The sequence below is a fragment of the Erythrobacter sp. BLCC-B19 genome (genome assembly GCF_028621955.1).
Taxonomy (GTDB): Bacteria; Pseudomonadota; Alphaproteobacteria; order Sphingomonadales; family Sphingomonadaceae; genus Erythrobacter.
Genome location: NZ_CP117516.1, coordinates 2,529,537 through 2,549,608 on the forward strand (window position 1 = coordinate 2,529,537; position 20,072 = coordinate 2,549,608).

20 protein-coding genes and 1 other RNA gene are annotated in these 20,072 nt (G+C 67.6%); 17 read left to right on the forward strand and 4 right to left on the reverse strand.

Features of this window, described 5'->3' with window-relative positions:
• Positions 1 to 47 precede the first annotated feature (47 nt).
• Entirely contained in the window at positions 48 to 1,622 is a 1,575-nt protein-coding gene (secD, locus tag PS060_RS11715; protein ID WP_273983363.1) for a protein translocase subunit SecD, read from the forward strand.
• Positions 1,623 to 1,635: 13 nt separating this feature from the next.
• Complete coding sequence (secF, locus tag PS060_RS11720; RefSeq protein WP_273983365.1) at positions 1,636 to 2,613, forward strand: protein translocase subunit SecF; 978 nt, start codon at positions 1,636 to 1,638, stop codon at positions 2,611 to 2,613.
• Between the two features lie 21 nt (positions 2,614 to 2,634).
• On the opposite strand, the gene PS060_RS11725 is transcribed toward secF, so the two are convergent.
• Positions 2,635 to 3,816 carry a glycosyltransferase gene (locus PS060_RS11725; RefSeq protein WP_273983367.1) on the reverse strand — a complete coding sequence of 394 codons (1,182 nt, stop codon included), beginning with the start codon at positions 3,814 to 3,816 and terminating at the stop codon, positions 2,635 to 2,637.
• A gap of 23 nt (positions 3,817 to 3,839) precedes the next feature.
• Positions 3,840 to 4,418, reverse strand: coding sequence for a helix-turn-helix domain-containing protein (locus tag PS060_RS11730; RefSeq protein WP_273983368.1), 579 nt, complete (start codon positions 4,416 to 4,418; stop codon positions 3,840 to 3,842).
• 163 nt (positions 4,419 to 4,581) lie between these two features.
• Between PS060_RS11730 and PS060_RS11735 the strand changes: the two genes are divergently transcribed.
• Entirely contained in the window at positions 4,582 to 5,061 is a 480-nt protein-coding gene (locus PS060_RS11735; RefSeq protein WP_273983369.1) for a DUF6456 domain-containing protein, read from the forward strand.
• An 18-nt stretch (positions 5,062 to 5,079) separates the two neighbouring features.
• On the opposite strand, the gene PS060_RS11740 is transcribed toward PS060_RS11735, so the two are convergent.
• On the reverse strand, positions 5,080 to 6,912 hold the full coding sequence (locus PS060_RS11740) for an ABC-F family ATP-binding cassette domain-containing protein (protein ID WP_273983370.1): 1,833 nt from the start codon (positions 6,910 to 6,912) through the stop codon (positions 5,080 to 5,082).
• A 154-nt stretch (positions 6,913 to 7,066) separates the two neighbouring features.
• On the opposite strand from PS060_RS11740, the gene PS060_RS11745 reads away from it, so the two are divergent.
• From PS060_RS11745 to PS060_RS11780, 8 genes are all read left to right on the forward strand, one after another.
• Complete coding sequence (locus PS060_RS11745; RefSeq protein ID WP_273983371.1) at positions 7,067 to 7,813, forward strand: SIMPL domain-containing protein; 747 nt, start codon at positions 7,067 to 7,069, stop codon at positions 7,811 to 7,813.
• A 48-nt stretch (positions 7,814 to 7,861) separates the two neighbouring features.
• On the forward strand, positions 7,862 to 8,170 hold the full coding sequence (locus PS060_RS11750) for a PepSY domain-containing protein (protein ID WP_273983372.1): 309 nt from the start codon (positions 7,862 to 7,864) through the stop codon (positions 8,168 to 8,170).
• Positions 8,171 to 8,294: 124 nt separating this feature from the next.
• Positions 8,295 to 8,972, forward strand: a complete 678-nt coding sequence (locus tag PS060_RS11755; protein ID WP_273983374.1) for a response regulator transcription factor — start codon at positions 8,295 to 8,297, stop codon at positions 8,970 to 8,972.
• A complete protein-coding gene (locus tag PS060_RS11760) occupies positions 8,923 to 10,452 on the forward strand; it encodes a sensor histidine kinase (protein ID WP_443112382.1) in 1,530 nt (509 codons plus the stop codon). Before PS060_RS11755 ends, PS060_RS11760 begins: the two co-directional genes overlap by 50 nt.
• A gap of 101 nt (positions 10,453 to 10,553) precedes the next feature.
• Complete coding sequence (locus PS060_RS11765) at positions 10,554 to 11,171, forward strand: sigma-70 family RNA polymerase sigma factor (protein ID WP_273983375.1); 618 nt, start codon at positions 10,554 to 10,556, stop codon at positions 11,169 to 11,171.
• Positions 11,168 to 12,103 carry a hypothetical protein gene (locus tag PS060_RS11770; protein ID WP_273983376.1) on the forward strand — a complete coding sequence of 312 codons (936 nt, stop codon included), beginning with the start codon at positions 11,168 to 11,170 and terminating at the stop codon, positions 12,101 to 12,103. Before PS060_RS11765 ends, PS060_RS11770 begins: the two co-directional genes overlap by 4 nt.
• A gap of 126 nt (positions 12,104 to 12,229) precedes the next feature.
• Positions 12,230 to 12,787, forward strand: a complete 558-nt coding sequence (locus PS060_RS11775) for a hypothetical protein (RefSeq protein WP_273983377.1) — start codon at positions 12,230 to 12,232, stop codon at positions 12,785 to 12,787.
• 237 nt (positions 12,788 to 13,024) lie between these two features.
• Complete coding sequence (locus tag PS060_RS11780; protein WP_273983378.1) at positions 13,025 to 13,408, forward strand: hypothetical protein; 384 nt, start codon at positions 13,025 to 13,027, stop codon at positions 13,406 to 13,408.
• Here PS060_RS11780 and PS060_RS11785 read toward each other — a convergent pair.
• A complete protein-coding gene (locus PS060_RS11785; protein ID WP_273983380.1) occupies positions 13,405 to 13,713 on the reverse strand; it encodes a chorismate mutase in 309 nt (102 codons plus the stop codon). The genes PS060_RS11780 and PS060_RS11785 overlap by 4 nt on opposite strands.
• 69 nt (positions 13,714 to 13,782) lie before the next feature.
• Between PS060_RS11785 and PS060_RS11790 the strand changes: the two genes are divergently transcribed.
• The 6 genes from PS060_RS11790 to PS060_RS11815 all read left to right on the forward strand — a co-directional run bounded on the left by PS060_RS11790 (position 13,783) and on the right by PS060_RS11815 (position 20,071).
• Complete coding sequence (locus PS060_RS11790) at positions 13,783 to 14,793, forward strand: polyprenyl synthetase family protein (protein ID WP_273983381.1); 1,011 nt, start codon at positions 13,783 to 13,785, stop codon at positions 14,791 to 14,793.
• Between the two features lie 19 nt (positions 14,794 to 14,812).
• Complete coding sequence (hrpB, locus tag PS060_RS11795) at positions 14,813 to 17,239, forward strand: ATP-dependent helicase HrpB (RefSeq protein WP_273983382.1); 2,427 nt, start codon at positions 14,813 to 14,815, stop codon at positions 17,237 to 17,239.
• Positions 17,240 to 17,382: 143 nt separating this feature from the next.
• The gene (locus tag PS060_RS11800; RefSeq protein WP_273983384.1) at positions 17,383 to 17,661 is read left to right on the forward strand and encodes an NADH dehydrogenase ubiquinone Fe-S protein 4; all 279 of its coding nucleotides are present in this window, start codon (positions 17,383 to 17,385) and stop codon (positions 17,659 to 17,661) included.
• A 118-nt stretch (positions 17,662 to 17,779) separates the two neighbouring features.
• Positions 17,780 to 17,874: signal recognition particle sRNA small type (gene ffs, locus PS060_RS11805), an RNA gene on the forward strand.
• A 58-nt stretch (positions 17,875 to 17,932) separates the two neighbouring features.
• A complete protein-coding gene (locus tag PS060_RS11810; RefSeq protein WP_273983385.1) occupies positions 17,933 to 19,717 on the forward strand; it encodes a DNA polymerase III subunit gamma/tau in 1,785 nt (594 codons plus the stop codon).
• 12 nt (positions 19,718 to 19,729) lie between these two features.
• Positions 19,730 to 20,071, forward strand: a complete 342-nt coding sequence (locus tag PS060_RS11815; protein WP_273983387.1) for a YbaB/EbfC family nucleoid-associated protein — start codon at positions 19,730 to 19,732, stop codon at positions 20,069 to 20,071.
• The last annotated feature ends 1 nt before the right edge of the window (position 20,072 follow it).

A 20,072-nucleotide genomic window follows, 5' to 3' on the forward strand; every position in this document is an offset into this window, starting at 1 on the left:
TGTGGCGCTGGCCGCACTTCATCTCCTGCGCATGAGATCCTGACGCAATGCTCGACTTTCCCCTCTGGAAGAAGCTCTCGCTATGGGCGGTGACGCTCGCGGCTTCGCTGCTGGCGCTGCCCAGCCTTGCCAATGTCGCGGGGCTGGATTGGCCCGCGTCGCTGCCCAACCCGCAGGTCAACCTTGGGCTTGACCTTGCCGGCGGCTCGCACCTCCTGCTTGAAGCCAAGTCCGAGGACGTGCGCAAGCAGCGGCTCGAGACGATGGAGGAAAGCGTTCGTCAGCTGATGCGCAACGCCAAGCCGCGTATCCGCATCGGCGATGTTTCGACCGCCGACGGGCAGCTGTCCTTCATGCTGGAAAACGCCGCCGACATTGATCGGGCGCGCGGGCTGATCGAGCCGGCGATGCAGGGCCAGACGACGGTGCGCGAGTGGGAGCTGACGGTGGTCGATGGCCAGCGCGTGCAGCTCAAGCCGACCGAAGCGGGCATCAATCAGGCGATCGATGATGCGATGGACAGCGCCACGGAAGTGGTGCGCCGCCGTATCGACGAGCTCGGGACGCGCGAGCCGACCATCTTGCGTCAGGGCGACACCCGCATCGTGGTGCAGGTGCCGGGCCTGCAAGACCCGGAAGCGCTGAAGGCGCTGCTCGGCAAGACCGCGCAGCTCGAATTCAAGCTCGTCGCCGAACCGGGCGCCGCGGCGGTGGGGCTGGAAACCTTCCCCTATGCGCCGGGCGAAGGGCTCGACGGGCAATTCGTGACGGTCAAGCGCCTTGGCGGCATTCGCGGCGAGAGCCTTACCGATGCGCAGGCCGGGGTCGATCCGCAGAACAACCGCAATGTCGTCAACATCACTTTCGACGCGCAGGGCGGGGCCAAGTTCGCCAAGCTCACGACCGAGAATGTCGGCAAGCCCTTTGCCATCATCCTCGACGGGCAGGTGCTGTCGGCCCCGACGATCCAGACCCCGATCATTGGCGGGAGCGCGCAGATTTCGGGCAGCTTCACGCCCGAAAGCGCGAACGAGCTGGCGATTGCGCTGCGTTCGGGCGCGCTGCCGGTGCCGCTGGTGGTGGTGGAAGAGCGCACGGTCGGGCCTGACCTTGGCGCGGATTCGATCCGCAAGGGGCTGCTCGCAATGGCGATCGGCAGCTTTGCGGTGATCGCGCTGATGGTCGCGACCTATGGCCGCTTCGGCATCTACGCCACGGTCGCGCTGGTGTTCAACGTGCTGATGCTGCTCGGCCTGATGGCGCTGGGCGGCTTCACGCTGACCCTGCCGGGGATTGCGGGCTTCGTCATCACCATCGGCGCGGCGGTCGATGCCAACGTGCTGATCAACGAGCGTATCCGCGAAGAGCGCGCGCGCGGCCGCAAGGTCGTGGCCGCGGTCGAGACCGGCTACAAGGAAGCCAGCCGCGCGATCTGGGACGCGAACCTCACCAACGTGATTTCGGGCGTGGCGCTGTTCTCGTTCGGCTCGGGCCCGGTCAAGGGCTTCGCGATCGTGCTGATCATCGGCATCATCACCTCGGTGTTCACCGGGGTGACGCTGACCCGAATGTTTGTTGCCGGGTGGCTGCGCAAGGCGCGCCCCAATGACATCAATATCTGAGGAGGCTCGCCACATGAAACTCCTGAAACTCGTCCCCGACAACACCAACATCAAGTTCCTGAAGCTGCGCGTGCCGTTCTTCGTGCTCAGCCTTGTGCTGATCTTCGGCAGCTGGGCGGCGGTGGCGGTCAATGGCCTCAACTTCGGCGTCGACTTTGCCGGCGGGCAGGAAGTGCGCATGACCTTCACCCAGACCGAGACCGCGCCGATCCCGTCCTTGCGCGAACAGGTCGCCGGGCTGGGCTTCGGCGAGCCGGTGGTGCAGGAATTCGGCGCCAAGAACCAGGTCTCGATCCGCGTCGCGCTGCCCGATGGCACGGAAGACAATCCCGAAGCCGCCAAGGCGATCGGCGAAAAGGTGATCGCCTCGGTCAAGGGCACCTATCCCGATGCGCGCGTGGACGGGAATGACACCGTGTCGGGCAAGGTCGCGGGCGAGTTCCGCGATCAGGCGATCCTTGCGCTGCTGGCGGCGATGGCGGCGGTCTCGCTCTATATCTGGGTGCGGTTCGAATGGCAGTTTGGCGTCGGCGCGATGTTCGCACTGGTGCACGACGTATCGGTGACGGTCGGCCTGTTCGCGCTGACGCAGATGGAATTCAGCCTCCAGATCGTCGCGGCGATCCTCGCGATCATCGGCTATTCCTTGAACGACACCATCGTCGTCTATGACCGCATCCGCGAGAACCTGAAGAAGTACCGCAAGATGGAGATGGGCGACCTGCTCGACCTGTCGGTCAACGAGACGCTGGCGCGCACGGTGATGACCTCGCTGACGCTGTTCGTGGCGCTGATCCCGCTCTTGTTCTTCGGCCCGCCGAGCCTGTTCGGCATGGTCGCGGCGATCACGGTGGGCCTGTTCATCGGCACCTATTCGTCGATCTACATGGCCGGGCCGCTGCTGATCTGGATGGGGGTGACGACCAACAGCTTCGTCCAGACCGAGAGCGCGGTGGATCGTCAGGAAAAGATCGCGCGCGGCGAGATTTGAGCCGCCGCGCCTGCGCCGATCTCAGGCGGTGGCCAGGGTCTCGTAATGCGCGGCAAGTGCCGCCGCATTGGCCTCCCAGCTGAAATGCTCGGTCAGCGCGGCCACCGCCTCGCGCGGGGGCGGCGCGTTGAGCACCGCGTTGATCCCCGCCGCCACGGCTGCGGGATTGCGCGCCACCAGGCGCCCGGCGGTGTCGCACGCGATCAGCTCGCGCGCGCCGCCGACATCCGAGGTCACCACCGGCGTCCCGCAAGCGAGCGCCTCGACCCAGGCATTGGCGAGCCCCTCGCTCACTGTCGGCAGCACCATCACGTCCGCCGCCGAGAGCAGCAGCGGCATCAGATCGTGATCGACCGAGCCGGCAAAGTACACCCGGTCAGCCACCCCCTCGCTCGCGGCAAGGGCGCGCAGCAGGCTCTCGTCCTCGCCCTTGCCGATCAGCACCAGTCGCGCGCCCGGAATATCGCGCAGGGCGCGGATGGCGATGGCCTGACCCTTCCGCTCGATCAGTGCGCCAACGCAGGCGAGCAGCGGCGCGCTGTCGGGCATGGCGAAGCCCAGTTCGCGCGACAGCTGGGTGCGCAACTGGGTGTGATCGAGCGGGCGGAAACGGTCGCGATCAAGCCCGGTGTAATGGACGGTGATCTTCTCCGCCGCCATGCCCATTGCCGCCATCTGTCCGGCCAGATCGCGGCTGACGGCCAAGAGGCCGGTTGCCGTGCGTGCAGCATCGAGCATCTGCGCCCGGGCAAAGCCTTGCTCGCCCCAGAAACTGATGTCGCTCCCCCGCGCCTTGATCGACAGCGGCAGGCCGGTCTTGCGGGCAATGGCGGCAGCGGCGGGGCCATCGGGAAAGAAGAATTGCGCGTCGAGCACGTCGATCGGCGTTTCGGCATGGATCTGCTCGACCAGCGGCAGCACGGCACGGGCGATGGCGGCGGCATTGCGCCGCGCGCCGATGCGCGGGATCAGGGTGAAATGCGGACGGTGGACGGTGATCCCGCCTTCCTCGGCGCGCGCGGGCAGATCGGCGAGCGGGCGATAGCGGCCCAGCGCCAGCGGCGGCAGGCCGATCGGATTGACCAGCGTCACCCGCCAATCCCCCCGCTTTGCCAGCGCCTCCAGCGACCGGGCGACAAAGGTGCCGAACCGGGGGTTGACCGGATTGGGATAGAGCGTGGAGAGGGCGAGGACGTGCTTCACGGGCCGGGTCTAGCAGCTGTGCGTTAAAGCGGCCTGACCAGCATCGCGGCAACCGCGATCCATGGCGGATTATCGACCACCACCTGCTTCTGCCCCATGCCGGGCGGCAACAGGCCGATCAGCGTGCCCTTGCGGTCGATCAGCCGCCCGAAGGCAAAGCGTCCGCCGGGGCGGGGGAGAAGGCAATCGCGGTTGATGGCCGTTTGCGCCGCATCAGGGGCGATCTGGCGCAGCCACACAAGGTCGCCCGCGCGATACTCGCCGATGCTCGCGGTGATGGCGAGGACGAGCGGGGCGGGGCCGTCGTCAGCGGCGAGCGCGCTCGGCAGCAGCGCCTCGCGCGGGGTGGCAAGCGCTTCGGGGCCATTGGCGCCGAGTTCGGCAATGATCATGGCCGGCGCTGCGCCTTCCGCGCGCATCAGCATCGCCGGATCGACGTCGAGCGCGGCGGCGATCTTGTTCATCCATGCGAGCGAGAGCTGGCGCATTCCCGTCTCCAGCCGCCCGATGGTCTGCGCGGTGGTGGGCGGGGTGCAGGCGGCGGCGAGATCGGCGAGCGTCAGCCCCTTGGCCTTGCGGATGTCGCGGATGCGGTTGGTCATATCACGCCCTCATGTAGCGAAGCGGTAGGGCGTCAGGAACGCCCTCAAGTAGTGAACCGGTAGGGTGTCAGGAACACCCTTTCAATTTAACCGGATTGGTTTGTTCTTTCCTACAGATGTGCGCTCTTGGCAAGTCCCTCGCGCAACAAGCGGAGGAACCTCGATGACTCGCCAACTCGCCGAACGTGAACTCACCCCCGAAGGCCCGCGCCGGGGACGCATCAAATCCGGCCCGCGCCCGCGCCGCACGGTGACGGTCAACCTTGCCGAAAGCCCGCTGGTGTGGCTCCACGCGCGCGGCCACATCTCCGACCGGCTGCTCGATGCAGGCGAGGCCTTGCGCGCCGATTACGAGCGCAGCGCCATGACCGCGAGCATCACCATGCGCTGGGATCCGGTGCGGGTGAAGACCACCGGCGAGCGCGGCCTTTCTCCCACGGAAAAGCAGATCGCCGCCCGCCAGCGTTTCAGCGGGGCCATCGCCGCGGCGGGCAAGGGGCTGGAGGACATCCTGTGGCGGGTGGTCTGCGCAGGCGAGGCGCTGCCCGAGGCCGAAAAGGCGCTGGGCTGGCCCACGCGCAGCGGCAAGCTGGTGCTGAAAATCGCGCTCGAACGGGTGGCGGAGTATTACCGGATCAGGTGAGGGCCGGGCCAAGGCCGATCAGCCCTCGACCATTTCCGCCAGCATCAGCCAGCGCTCTTCGGCCGCGTCCTTCTCGGCGCGGGCGTTGGCGATCCCGGCGCTGATCGTGGCAAAGCGCTTGGGGTCGCGGGTGTAGAGTTCGGGGTCGCTCAGCAAGGCCTCGCCCTTGGCGATTGCGGCGTCGAGTTCGGCGATGCGGGCGGGCAGGATTTCGTAATCGCGCTGATCCTTGTAGGACAATTTGGCCGATGCGGGCGCGGCCTTGCCCTGGTCTGCCGGAGTCGCGGCTTGCGCGGCGCTACGCGGGTTTTGCGCAGGTCTTGTCGGGTCTTTGCGGGGCTGTCGCCGGGCTTCCCAATCGGCATAGCCGCCTGCGACAATATCCACCTTGCCCGATCCGTCGAGGCCCAGCGTGATCGTCACCGTGCGGTCGAGGAAGTCGCGGTCGTGGCTGACGATCAGCACGGTGCCGTCGAAATCGGCGATAACTTCCTGAAGCAGATCAAGGGTTTCAAGGTCGAGATCATTGGTCGGCTCGTCGAGCACCAGCAGGTTCGCGGTGCGGGCGAATTCACGCGCCAGCAGCAGCCGCGAGCGCTCCCCGCCCGACAGGATGCCGACCTTGGTGTCGACCAGACCCGGATCGAACAGGAAGTCCTTGAGATAGGCCTGAACGTGCTTCCTGACCCCCCGCACATCGATCCAGTCGCCCCCTTGCGCGAGGATCTGGCGGACGGTGGCGCCCGGTTCCAGCAGCTTTCTTTGCTGGTCGATCATCACGCCGGTCAGGGTCTTGGCATGGGTGACCGATCCGGTGTCGCTCTCGATCTCTTTGGTGAGCAATTTCAGCAAGGTGGTCTTGCCCGCGCCGTTGGCACCGACAATCCCGATGCGGTCGCCGTTCTGGATGCGCAGGGAGAACGGCTTGATGATCGCGCGCTCTCCGTAAGTCTTTGAAATATTTTCGGCAACGATCACCGATTTGGACTTGAAGTCGTCATCGGAGGCAAGCTTCAGCTTGGCCGCACCTGCCCCGGCAATCATCGAGGCCCGGACGGCACGCATCTGGTAGAGCTTTTCGAGCCGCCCCTGATTGCGCTTGCGCCGCGCGGTGACCCCGCGCTCCAACCAGTGGGCTTCGATTTTCAGTTTGGCATCAAGGCGTTCCGCGGCGCGGGCTTCCTCGGCATAGACGCTCTCCTCCCACGCCTCATAGCCGCCAAAGCCTACTTCCTTGCGCCGCAGCGTGCCCCGGTCGAGCCACAGGGTCGCCCGCGTCAGGCGGGTGAGGAAGGTGCGGTCGTGGGAAATGGTGATGAACGCCCCGCGATAGCGCGAGAGCCAGTCCTCCAGCCAGTCGATCGCGGCGAGATCGAGATGGTTGGTGGGCTCGTCGAGGAGGATCAGATCAGGCTCCTGCGCCAGCGCGCGGGCAATTGCGGCGCGGCGTTTTTCGCCCCCGCTCGCAGTCGGTGCGTCGCGGCTCATGTCGATGCCGAGCTGGCCGGCAATCGCCTCGACTTCGTGGGCAGCCGGGGCATCCTCGCCGTGGGTGGCGAAGTCCATCAGCGTGGCAAAGGGCGTGAAATCAGGCTCTTGCTCCAGAAACACGATCCGTGTCCCCGGCTTGATCCGGCGCTGGCCTCGGTCAGCCTCGATCCTGCCGGTGATGAGGCGCAGCAGGGTGGTCTTCCCTGCCCCATTGCGTCCGATCAGCGCGAGGCGATCACCGGGCAGGACGTGAAGATCAATCGGCGCCGCGCCGCTGGTGGGCGTTGGCCCGCCAAACAGCCAGCGGCCGCCTTGCTGCAATGCGACGCCTTCAAGCGAGAAGATCGGGGGCTGTGCCATGGGATGCGCCACCTAGGCTGTGCACGGGCGCGCGACAAGCCTTGCGCGTGCAAGGCAGACTGCGGGCAAACCTTGCTGGCCAGCGACATACGGTTCAGACCCGTGAAAGCTGAACCGGTGCACAGGCGCGGTGAATAGTGGAGGAATACTCTCAATGCGCAATGTCCTGATCCTTCTCGCCGCCTCTGCCGCAGCGCTGCCCCTTGGCAACCTTGCCGCTGCCGAGGTCGGGATTGCGGCCACCGGCCCGGTTGTCGAGCTCACCGTCTATGAAAGCATCGACATTGCGCCCGACACCGCCACCGTAGGCGCGGGCGTGACCACCGAAGCGACCAGTGCGAGCGAGGCGATGCGCCAGAATTCGGCGGCCATGCAGAAGGTTATCGCGCGCCTCAAGACGCTGGGGATTGCCGAGAAGGACATCCAGACCGCCGGCATCAACCTCAACGCCAATTACGAATATGATCAGGCCACCTCACGCCAGGTGTTCCGCGGCTATCGCGCGTCGAACACGGTCAGCGTGATCCTGCGCAAGATCGACGATACCGGCAAGGTGCTCGACGCGCTGGTCGAAGCCGGGGCCAATGACCTCAGCGGGCCGTACTTCAGCATCGAGAACGATACCGAGGCCAAGATCCTCGCCCGCAAGCGCGCGGTTGAGCGGGCGCAGGCGCAGGCGAGGGACTATGCCAAGATGCTCGGCTATGCCGACATCCGGGTGCTGATGATCAACGAGGCGCTGGAGGGCCGCGGCTCGATGGACGCCAAGCGCGGCGGCGAGTTCGGGTTCGTGCAAGCCATGTCGACCGAGGCTCCGGTGCAGCCGGGCATGGTGTCGACCGGCGTGGCGCTCTCGATCAGCTTCGAACTGGTCGGGAACCCGGCGGCGGGATCGAAGTAAAGCCATTCACGGCTTGTTCAATGGACGCTGGCTAGGCATGATATTGTGATGAAACAGCTAACCGCCTTGATGCTCGGCACGCTTGCTGCCCTTGCTCTGGCCCCTGCGCCCGCGATGGCGCAGGACCAGACGCGCGGGGACCAGGGCGAGGCGCGGCGCGAGGCGCAGGCTGGCAACATCATGCGCTCGGGCGAGATCGAGGCGCGCATCCTGCCGATGATGCGGGATGCCGAATATCTCGGCTTTGCCTATGATTCGACCGCGCGCGCCTACCGGCTCAAATTCATCAAGGATGGCCGCGTCACCTATGTCGATGTCGATGCCCGCACCGGGCGCATCATCGGCCGCTCGCGCTGACGGCGGGGGCTCTCATGCTTTATCAGCGGGGGACAGCGGCGGGTTGGGCGCGTCAGGCTTGCTTGACGGCTGAACGCCAAAGGCGCACGACCCCGGCTAACGCAATGCTTGGAAATGGTGGAATATGCGCATTCTGATCGTCGAAGACGAACCGACCCTTGGCGCGCAGCTCAAGTCGACGCTGGAGGGGCAGGGCTATGCCGTCGATCTTTCGGTCGATGGCGAAGACGGGCACTTCATGGGCTCGACCGAGGATTACGACGCAGTGGTGCTCGATCTTGGCCTGCCCGAGATTGACGGGCTGACCGTGCTCGGGATGTGGCGCCGCGAAGGGCGCACCTTCCCGGTGCTGGTGCTGACCGCGCGTGACAGCTGGTCGGACAAGGTGGCCGGGCTCGATGCCGGCGCCGATGATTACCTCGCCAAGCCGTTCCAGACCGAAGAACTGATCGCCCGCCTGCGCGCGCTGATCCGCCGCGCTTCGGGCAACACGTCCTCGGAGCTGACCGCAGGCGACGTGCGGCTCGATACCCGCTCGGGCCGCGTGACGCTCGATGGCGAGCCAGTCAAGCTGACCGCGCAGGAATACAAGCTGCTCTCCTACCTGATGCACCACAAGGGCAAGGTGGTCAGCCGCACCGAACTGATCGAGCACATCTACGATCAGGATTTCGACCGCGATTCCAATACCATCGAAGTCTTTGTCACCCGTATTCGCAAGAAGCTGGGTGCAGACGTGATCACGACCATCCGTGGCCTCGGTTACAGCCTCGACGACCCCGCCGACCAGCCGCGCGCCTGAGGCAGCGGCCGGAGCCGGGACGCCGGGCGGCGACGCGCGCTCGCCCTTGCCCGGCGGCGAGGCCGAGGATGCGGCGCTGTCCGCCCCGGACATTCTAGACCCGCCTCAGCCCGCCCGTGCCAGCCTTGCGCGGCGCATGGGTTTGATTGCGGCGGGGTGGATCTTCGTGCTCCTGCTGGGCGGCGGCATCGCGCTCGAACGCACGCTGACCAGCCAGGTCGAGAGCAATTTCGACGAGCAGCTCGATTATATCCTGACCGCCATGATCGCCTCGGCCGAGATCGACCCGGCGGGCGAAGTCTATTTCTACCGCACGCTCGGCGACCAGCGCTTCCTTGAGCCGGGCAGCGGACTGTACTGGCAGATCAGCGGCGGCAGTTTCGATCCCTGGCCCTCGCGCAGCCTGTGGGACAGGACGCTGAAGCTCCACGGCGTCGAGGAGAAAGGCGAGCACTTCGACAGCGAGGTGCACTTCTACAACTCCGATCAGTTCAAGGGCGAGCCTCTGCGGATTGCCGAACGCACCGTGATCCTGCCCGGCAGCGAGACGCGCTGGACCTTTGCCGTGGCGAGCGCGACCGAGCAGATGGATTCGCAGATCGGGCGTGTGCGGCTGATCCTGATCTGGAGCTTTGCCGTCCTGGGGCTTGGCCTGCTGGTGATGGCGCTGCTCCAGATCCGCTATGGCCTCTCGCCCTTGCGCCGGGTGCGGGCCGCGATCCAGAACCTGCGCACCACCGGGGCGGGCCGGATTACCGAGCCGCTACCGCTCGAAGTGCAGCCGCTGGTCGAGGAGCTCAACGCGCTGCTCGAACATTCCGAGCGCCAGGCTGAGGAAGCGCGCCGCCATGCGGGCAATCTCGCCCATGCCTTGAAGACCCCGCTGACGGTGCTGACCAATGCCGCCACCGCCCGCGCGCCCGATCTGGGCGAGGCGGTGATGCGCGAGACCCGCACCATGCAGCGCCATGTCGACCACCACTTGGCCCGCGCCCGCGCCGTGGGCCGCCGCGCGGTGGGCCATGCGCGCACCAATGTGATGGCGAGCGCCACCGCCGTGCGCCGCGCGGTCGAGCGGCTCTATCCCAACGGGCGGCTGGACATTGCGGGCGACAAGACGGCGACTGTCTCGCTCGAACGGCAGGACCTCGACGAATTGCTCGGCAATCTCATCGAGAACGCGGCCAAGTATGGCGGGGGCTCGGTGTTCGTCACCATCGACCCCGACGAGGACTGCGCGCCGCGCGATCCCAAGATGTGCCTGATCTGGGTTGAGGATGACGGCGCGGGTATCCCCGAAGCGGAGCGCATCCGCATCTTCGATCGCGGCGTCCGGCTCGATACCGGCAAGCCCGGCACCGGCCTTGGCCTTGCGATCGTGCGTGATGTCGCGGAAATCTATGGCGGCAGCGTCACCTTGGGCGAGAGCGAGGATCTGGGCGGGCTGCTGGTCGAACTGCGCTTGCCGCGCGCGGATTGATCGGGCGGCTGGCCCCGCGAAGGGTTTTGGCAAGTCGGCCGTTAAAGCCTTCACAGGGCCACCAGCCCGACACGCAAACGGGGCCATTTGCGCAAGACAGTATGACAGCCAGCGGCGAGCCTTCCCATAGCGCCCAACGCACCGCCGACACCGGCGATGAGGCGGGTTTGGCTGCGCGGCTGGCAGCGCGCGATGCAGCGGCGCTGCGCGAGGTCATCGCGCGCCATGCAGCCGTGCTCCACCGCATCGCCTTTCGCATGATCGGCGAGGCGCAAGAGGCCGAGGATATTGTGCAGGAAGCTCTGCTGAGATTGTGGGATCAGGCACCGAAGATCGCTGAGCGGCATCGGGTGGGGAGCCAGGGCGCGGCGAGCTTGCGCCTCGGCGGCTGGCTGTCGCGGGTGGTGACCAATCTCGCGATTGATCGCCTGCGCCGCACCCGGCGGCTCGCGGGCGAGGAAGTGCCCGATACCGAGGACGACAGCCCGCTCGCCGATGCGCTGATCGAGGCGAACGAGCGCGAAGGCTTGACCCGCGCGCTGGTTACCGCGCTGCCCGATCGCCAGCGCGCGGCGATCGTGCTGACCTATTACGAGGAATTGCCCAATGCCGAGGCGGCCGCGGCGCTGGAGATGAACATCAAGGCCTTCGAAAGCCTGCTCCACCGCGCCCGCGCGGCGCTGCGGCAGGCCTTTGCGGCGCAAGGAGGCGCTTTATGAGCGGCACCCCGCAAGACCCCGGCGCGCCGATCACGCGCGGCAGCCCGCTCGCGCGCAAGCTGGATGACTTCGCCGTCCCCGCCTTGTCGGCGGATTTCGAAGCGCGCGTTCTGGCCGCTGCCGAAGCGCGGCCTGCGCCGCTGCCCGAACTGCGCCGCCCGGCGCGCTCGGCACGCCGCTGGCGGATCGGCCAGCGCATCGCCATCGGGATCGCCAGCTTTGGCGTGCTGGCGAGCGCGGCGGCGGCGACAGGGCTGCTCGAACAGCTCAATATTCCCGTGCCGTCCGCCGAGAAGGTCTGGGCGAGCATCACCGGCAAGCCTGCCGCAGCCACCGCTGTGCCCGCCTCCGCGCGGCCTGCGCCTGCCGCTGCCAGCACGGCGTCGGCCATGCGCGCGCCTGTCGAAATCATCGGCCCGATCGACACGCCCGAGGAACTGTCCGAAGCCTTCCGCCGGATCGACGATGTGCGCGAAGGCCGCTACGCCGCGCGCCAGCAGCGCATCGACCAGCGGATTGATGCCGAGATCGAGCGCCGCCGCGCAGCCGGGCTCCGGGTGCCGACGCCCGAGGAAGAAGCGCGGCTGCGCGCCCGAATCGAGACTGCCGAGGCACGCCGCAAGGAGCAGGTTGACGCGCGGGTCGCCGCCCGCCGCGAAGAAATGGCGCGCAAGGTCGAAAGCGGCGAGGCGCTGACCCGCAAGGATGTGCTCCAGCCGCTGCGCGAGGATGCGCAGGCGCTCAAACGTGAACAACAGCTGCGCCAGCTGCGCCGCCTGCCGCCCGCAGAACGCCGCGAGGCGCTGCGCCGCTTGCCACCGGCAGAACGCCGCGCGCTGATCGAGGACTTCCGCGCGCGGCGTGCTGGCGGGGTGGCGACCAGCGCACCGGCTACCTCCGATCCTGCGCCTGAGGCGTCCCCCGCCGAATAGGAAAAAATGCGCAAGCCCGCGCGAAGGGTGGAGCGCGCTGCGACGTTTCCTCACTGTCACCGGCGGCAACGACCCCCGCCACCGGTCAGACCCCGCAAGCCCATGATCGCAAGGAGGAATTGCGCCATGAACACGACCCGCCTGCTGCTCGTATCGCTGACCGCGCTGGCTCTCGCCGCGCCGCTCTCGGCCCAGGAAAAGATCCGCACCAAGACCTATGAAGGCGAGAAATACACCGCCACGCAGACCACCACGGTCAACCCCGAAACCGGCACCGCGACCCGCGACCGCGCAGCGACCAACCGCGCGACTGGCGAGACCGCAACCAGCACCGCCGTGCGCCAGCGCACCGATACCGGCGCGACCATCGACGTGACCCAGACCGGCACCCGGGGCCGCACCCGCAGCCTCGAAGGCGAGCGCACTCGCACCGAAAACGGATCGACCTTCACCGGCACTGCCACGGGGCGCGGCGGCGAGACCTACGGGCTTGAAGGCAGCCGTAGCCGCGACGGGCAGGGCAATTCGCAAGCCAGCCAGCGCGTGACCGATAGCGATGGACGCACGCTCGCCGCGCGCGACCGGGTTACCACCCGCGCCGACGGGCAAGTGAGCCGCACCGTCACCACAACCCGCGCCGAGGGCGTCAGCCGCCCGCCGCGCGCCCGCCGTCCGCGCGGCTGATCGCCCATCCGATTGCGCCGCTTCGGCAGGCGATGCGGCCCCGCTTCGCCCGCCACCCCGATGGAGCGCGCATGACGGCAGGAGCTGGCCGGTCTGGTGGAACGGTCGGCCCTTGCCAGGGGGCACGCAGTCCTTGACCCGCTGCGTGCCCCCTTTTTTGGGCAATGGCCCCGGTTCAGTCCCGGTTCACTCGTCCCAAGCGATTGATTTGGCGATATTGATCGGGGAACCACCAGCATGATTGCGCGCAGCAGCACCATCGCCCTTGCCGCCCTGATGCTGGCAGCCTGCGCCTCGCCCGATCCGCTCGAAGGGCAGCGCACGGTCTTCAACAATCCTTACGCCGTGCCCGTGATCGACCGCACCGGGATCGGGCCGCAATGCAATGTCGCGCGCGGCGAGGATGCGACCTGCCTTGGCGTGCCAATCACCCGGAACGGCCGCGTTCCAGCGACCGCCGGCCTCAACCGCAACCAGCGCCGCATCCTGCGCGAACGGGCCGAACTGCTGCGTCAGGTGAGCCAGCCACCCCCGGCCGCGACCGAAACACCGCCGCCGCCACCGCCTCCGCAGCCCACGCTGCCGACGATGGACAGCGAGGCAGACACCGACAAGCCCTAGCCTGCCGCTGCGCGCTCGTGGTGGCGGATCACCTCTTCAATGATGAAACGCAGGAACTTCTCGGAGAATTCCGGATCGAGATCAGCCTCTTCCGAGAGCTTCCTCAGCCGCGCGATCTGCCGTGCCTCGCGGTCGGGATCGGCCGGGGGAAGGGTCGCCTTCGCCTTGTATTCCCCCACCGCCTGGGTGATCCGGAACCGCTCGGCGAGCATATGGATGAGGGCCGCATCAATATTGTCGATGCTCTTGCGAAAGCCTGCAAGCACCGGGTCGGGTGCGGAGGGGGTTTGCGGATCATGCGCCATAGGCCGCAAAACTAGCACCAATTCTGCGCTTGCCAAGCACGCGCGGGCGGCCCTAGGAGCCATTCCAGCATGAGTGCCGACATCATTCCCCTGCCGCGCAAGGCACCGACACTCGATCCGATGCTGTCGCTGACAGCAGGCGGCATGAATTCCGTCAACGCGGTGATCCTCGACCGGATGCAGAGCGAGATCCCGCTGATCCCGCGTCTGGCCGGGCACCTCATCAGCGGCGGGGGCAAGCGGCTGCGGCCGATGCTGACGCTCGCCGGGGCGGAACTGGTGGGCTACAAGGGCACCCGCCACCACAAGCTCGCCGCGGCGGTCGAGTTCATCCATACCGCCACGCTGCTGCATGACGATGTGGTCGACGGCAGCGAACTGCGCCGGGGCAAAGCTGCGGCCAACATCATCTTCGGCAATCCGGCGACCGTGCTGGTCGGCGACTTCCTGTTCAGCCGCGCCTTCGAACTGATGACCGAGGATGGCTCGCTCCGGGTGCTCTCGATCCTCTCGCGCGCCAGCGCGGTGATCGCGGAAGGGGAGGTCTCGCAGCTTTCCGCCCAGCGCCAGATCAACACCAGCGAAGAACAATACCTCCACATCATCGGCGCCAAGACCGCCGCGCTCTTCGCCGCGGCCAGCCAGATTGCCGCGGTGGTGGCGGAATGTTCGGAAGAGCAGGAGCGCGCGCTCGAGGCCTATGGCCGCAACCTTGGCGTCGCCTTCCAGCTGGTCGATGATGCGATTGACTACGATTCCGACGCTGCCGAAATGGGCAAGGACCAGGGCGACGATTTCCGTGAAGGCAAGATGACCCTGCCGGTGATTCTCGCCTACGCCCGAGGGGGCGAGGACGAACGCAAGTTCTGGAAGGACGCGATCATCGGCCACCGCACCTCGGACGATGACCTCGCGCACGCGATCAGCCTGATCGGCAAGCACAATGCGGTCGAGGATACACGCGAGCGCGCCCGGCACTTCGCGCACCGGGCGATCGACGCGATCTCGATCTTCCCCGACAGCAAGGCGCGTGCGGCGATGGCCGAAGCGGCGCAATTCGCGGTCGCGCGGGGGCACTGAGCAGGCTATCGGGCGGGGCGTGAGCCTCGACCTTCCCATCCACGCCGTTTTGCCGCAAATCTGCGCCGCGCTAGCGGGCGAAGGTGCGGGCGTGCTGATCGCGCCGCCGGGAGCGGGCAAGACCACCGCGGTCGCGCCCGCAATACTGGGCGAGGCGTGGTGCAGCGGCCAGATCATCATGACCTCGCCCCGCCGCGTCGCCGCCCGCGCTGCGGCCGAACGGATGGCGGAAATGCTGGGCGAGAAGCCGGGCGAGACGGTCGGCTACATGACCCGGCTCGACAGCAAGGTCTCTTCGAAGACCCGCATCCTTGTCGTGACCGAGGCGATTCTCGTGAACCGGCTGGTGGAAGACCCGGAGCTTCCCGGCGTGTCCGCGCTGCTGTTCGACGAGGCGCATGAACGCGCGCTCGACAGCGATCTCGGGCTCGCGCTCGCGCTCGAAACGCGCGCCGTGCTGCGCGAGGATTTGCGCGTGCTGGTGATGTCGGCCACCATCGACGGCGCGCGTTTCTCTCGGCTGCTGGGCGAGGGCGCGCCGATCATCGAAAGCGAGGGGCGTAGCTTTCCTCTGACAATCAAATGGCTTGGCGGCGATGCCTCGCTCGCGATCGAGGATCGCATGGCGGCGGCGGTGATGACCGCATGGGGCGAGGAGAGTGGCGATATCCTCGCTTTCTTGCCCGGCGTGCGCGAGATCGAGCGGGTGCGCGAACGGCTGGAGGCGCGCCTCGCCGGCACCCCGATCCACCCGCTCCACGGCCAGATCGAACCTGCTGCCCAGCGCGCCGCGATCCGCCGCGATCCCGATGGCCGGCGCCGGATCGTGCTGGCGACAGCGATTGCGGAAACCTCGCTTACGCTCGACGGGGTGAGTGTTGTGGTCGACAGCGGCCTTGCAAGACTCGCCGAGTTCGACCGCGCGGCGGGCACCACCCACCTCGTCACCCGCCGCGCCTCGCAAGCGTCAGCAACGCAGCGGGCGGGGCGTGCGGCGCGGCAGGGGCCGGGGGTGGCTTACCGCTTGTGGGAGGAGGCCGCGCACGCGGGTCTGCCGCCTTTCGCGCCGCCCGAAATCATCCAGGCCGACCTTGCCCCGCTTTTGCTGCGGCTTGCGAAGTGGGGGACGGCAGACCCGGCCAGCCTGCCCTGGCTCGATCCGCCGCCCGAACCCTCCGTCGCCGCCGCGCGGCGCGCATTGGAGGCGCTGGGCGCGCTCGATGCGGGCGGGCGGATTACCGCTCTGGGAGAGGCCATCGCTGCGCTTCCGATGTCGCCCGATCAGGCCGCTGCCGTGCTCCACGGTGCGGCGGCGGGCGTGGGCGAGGATGCGGCGCGGCTGGTGATGCTGTTGCAGGAGCGCGGGCTGGGCGGGCGCGGCGAGGACTTGCTCCAACGCCTCGCGCGCTGGCGCAGCGACCGCGCGCCGCGCAGCACCGCGGCGGCAGGGATCGCGCGCGGCTGGGCCGGGCAGGCGGCCAAGCTCACCGGAGTGATCGGCGAAGCCGGCGCGCAGGACGCCGCCGAAGCGCTGGCGCTGGCCCGCCCCGATTTCGTCGCCCGCCGCCGCGATCCTTCGGGCGAGCACTGGATCAGCGCCGGGGGGCGGGGCTACATCCTCGATCCCGCCGCGCCGCTCGCCCGCGCTGAGTGGATCGTGATTGGCGATGCGCAGGGGCAGGCCAAGGGCGCGCGGATCACGGCAGGGGCGGAACTCTCCCCCGACCGGATCGGTGCCCTGTTTGCCAAGGAACTTGCAGAGCGCATCACAACCCGCTGGAACAAGGAAAAGAACCGGGTCGAGGCGCGGCGCGAACGGCGACTTGGGGCGATCGTTCTGGCGAGCACCCCCGAACCCGCGCCCGATCCCGCGCTGCTTGTGGATATCCTTGTGGAGAAGGCGCTGGAGAAGCTGGGGGAACTGCTGCCCCCCGGCTTTCTCGCCCGTGCCCGCTTTGCCGGGGTCGATGCACTCTCGCCCGAGAGCCTTCGCGCCCGCGCTGCCGACTGGCTCGTGCCGTTGCTCTCAGGCCGCCGCGATTGCGATCTGCCCCCGCACCGCTTTGCCGAGGCCGCGCTCGGCTTGCTCGACTGGAACGCGCGTCAAGCGCTCGACCGTGCCGCGCCGACCCACTTCACCTCGCCCGCCGATACCCGCCATGCGATCGACTATGCCGGCGACGACGCGCCGAGTGTCGAGGTGCGGGTGCAGGGTGTGTTCGGGCTCGATACGCACCCGATGATCGGCAGCACGCCGCTCTTGCTCAAGCTCACCAGCCCCGGCGGGCGCCCGGTGCAATCGACCCGCGACCTCCCCGGCTTCTGGCGCGGCAGCTGGCGCGATGTGGTGAAGGACATGAAGGGCCGCTATCCCAAGCACCGCTGGCCCGACCAGCCGTGGCTCGAAAAGCCGAGCATGAAGACCAAAAACGCGTTTAAAGGTTAGCCTCAAGCGCCGGCGGCCGCCTCCGCGGCCTTGGCTGTCCTCGCTCCCGTTGGTCGCTGCGGGCGCCCGGTCGGGCTTGCGGAACGCGCAGCGTTCCGATTCACCGCTTGATTTCTGAGCGGGCCTGACGAAAAGGGCGGGCCATGAGCGCGAGAATTTATCAGAAGACCAAACACGCCATGCAGTCCGGCAAGGCCCACACGGATGAGTGGGTGCTGGAGTTCGAACAGTCGCAGGCGCGCTTTGCCGATCCGCTGATGGGCTGGACAGGCACCGGCGACACCCAGTCGCAAGTGCGTCTGACCTTCCCCGACAAGGATGCGGCCAAGGCCTATGCCGCCAAGTATGGCATTGCCGCGCGCGTTCACGCGACCCCGCCCAAGCGGCTCAAGCTGCAAGCCTACGCCGATAATTTTCGTTGATCGTTTTGCGCAGCCCCGTCCGGGGCTGTGTCTTCGCTCGGCGCGCAGCAGAGCAGCGGGCGCGCAATCGCGCGCAATGCCTGCTTGAATTCTCCAGCATCTCCCGCCATATGCCGCACCGGGAGTCGGGTGGACGTTTGCGTCCGCTCACCGTGTCAGGGCCGGAAGGCAGCAGCACAGGTGGATTGCGGCGGGTCGCCCGGCTCCTTTTCAACGACATCGCTGCCATGCCCGGCATGACAAATGCGGCCCGAGCGCCTAGCTTGGCACCATGAACGATTCCGATCCCGAACTGGCTGAGGACGACTCCGGCCCGACCGCTGCCGAGCTTGAGGCGGCGGGGCAAAGCGCCCTGTTCGGCGATCCGGCGCCGCCGCCGCCGGCCGCCGCGCCCGCAACGCCGGATTCAGCGCCCGTATCCAAGCCCGCGCCGGCGTCGGCCAGCCAGCCATACCGCGTGCTCGCGCGCAAATATCGCCCGCAGACCTTCTCCGAACTGATCGGGCAGGAGGCGATGGTGCGCACCCTCGCCAATGCGATTGCGCGCGACCGGCTCGCCCATGCCTTCCTGATGACCGGGGTGCGCGGGGTGGGCAAGACTTCGACCGCGCGGCTGATCGCCAAGGCGCTGAACTGCATCGGCCCGGACGGGCAGGGCGGGCCCACGATCGACCCTTGCGGGGTGTGCGAGGCCTGCACCTCGATCGCCGAGGGCCGTCATATTGACGTGATCGAGATGGACGCGGCCTCGAACACCGGGGTCGATGATGTGCGCGAGATCATCGAGCAGGTGCGCTATGCCGCCGTCTCGGCGCGCTACAAGATCTATATCATCGACGAAGTCCACATGCTGTCGCGCAATGCTTTCAATGCCTTGCTCAAGACACTTGAGGAACCGCCCGCGCACGTGAAGTTCCTTTTCGCCACCACCGAGGTCGACAAGCTTCCCGTGACGGTGCTCAGCCGCACCCAGCGCTTCGATCTGCGGCGGATTCCGGCGCCGCTGCTGGCAGAGCACTTCGCCAATGTCTGCCGCCTCGAAGGGGTCGAGGCCGAGGGCGAGGCGCTCAGCATCATCGCCAATGCTGCCGAAGGATCGGTGCGCGACGGGCTCTCGATCCTCGATCAGGCGATTGCCCATGCCGACTTGGACGGGGAGGGCAAGGTCGCCGCGGCCCGTGTGCGCGATATGCTGGGCCTTGCCGACAAGAGCGCGCAGCGCCGCTTGCTGGGGCACCTTTTGTCAGGCGATGCCAAGGCTTTGCTGGCCGCTGTTGACGAGCAATATGCGTTGGGGGTCGAGCCGCTGGCGCTGATCCGCGCGTTGATGGATCTGACCCACCGGATCACGCTGGCGCAGGTCGCAGGCGATGCGCCCGAAGCGCCAACCGAGGAAGAGCGCGCGGCGCTCGGCGATTTTGCCAAGCGGCTGGGGGCGGCTGAACTGCACCGGCTGTGGCAATTGCTGCTGAAGGGCCATGACGAGGTGCGCACCGCGCCCGATCCGCTGGTGTCGCTCCAGATGGCCTTGCTGCGGATTCTCCACGCGGCGCAGATGCCCGATCCCGGCAAGCTTGCGCGGCGGATCGAGGAGCTTGCGGCGAGCGGCTTTGCTGCCGCGCCGGCTGGCGAGGGCGCTGCCCCTGCGCCAATGGCTCCGGTGGCCGCGGCGCCCTCGCAGGATTGGGCCGCGCTGGTCGAACAGGTCGATGCCTCCGGCCAGCTGCGCGTCGCCCAGATGATGCGTGATCGGGTGCGGGTGATCGAACTTGGCCCGGAACGGCTCGTCTATCAGCAGGCCGACAATTTCCCCGATGATCCTGCGCCCGATATCCGCGAGGCGCTGTTCAAGGTGACCGGCAAGCGCTGGCTGATCGAGCGCGGCGCGGGCGAGGCCCAGCCGTCCTTGCGCGAAGCCGCCGAGGCGGCTGCTGCGGCAGAGGAAGCGCGCATCCGCGCCGATCCGCTGGTGATGGCCGCCTTCGAGGCCTTCCCCGATGCCGAACTGATCCCCCCCGCCAAGGCCGCCGCTGGCGGCAGCCCCCCCTGGAACTGATGGAGTCCCCCGATGAAGTCGATGGAAGAAATGATGGCCGCAGCCCAGAAGGCCGCCGAGACCATCCAGAAGCAGATGAACGAAATGCAGGTGAAGCTCGATTCGATCGAGGTCGAGGGCACCGCAGGCGGCGGGCTGGTGAAAGTCCGCGCCAGCGCCAAGGGCCGCATCCTGGGCGTGCATATCGACGACAGCCTGATGACGCCGGACGACAAGCAGATCCTCGAAGACCTCGTCGCTGCCGCCTTCAATGACGCCCGCGACCGGGCGGACCGCGTGTCGGAACAGCAGATGCGCGAAATGCAGGGCTCGATGGGCCTGCCGCCGGGGTTCAATCTGCCCGGCATGGGGTGAT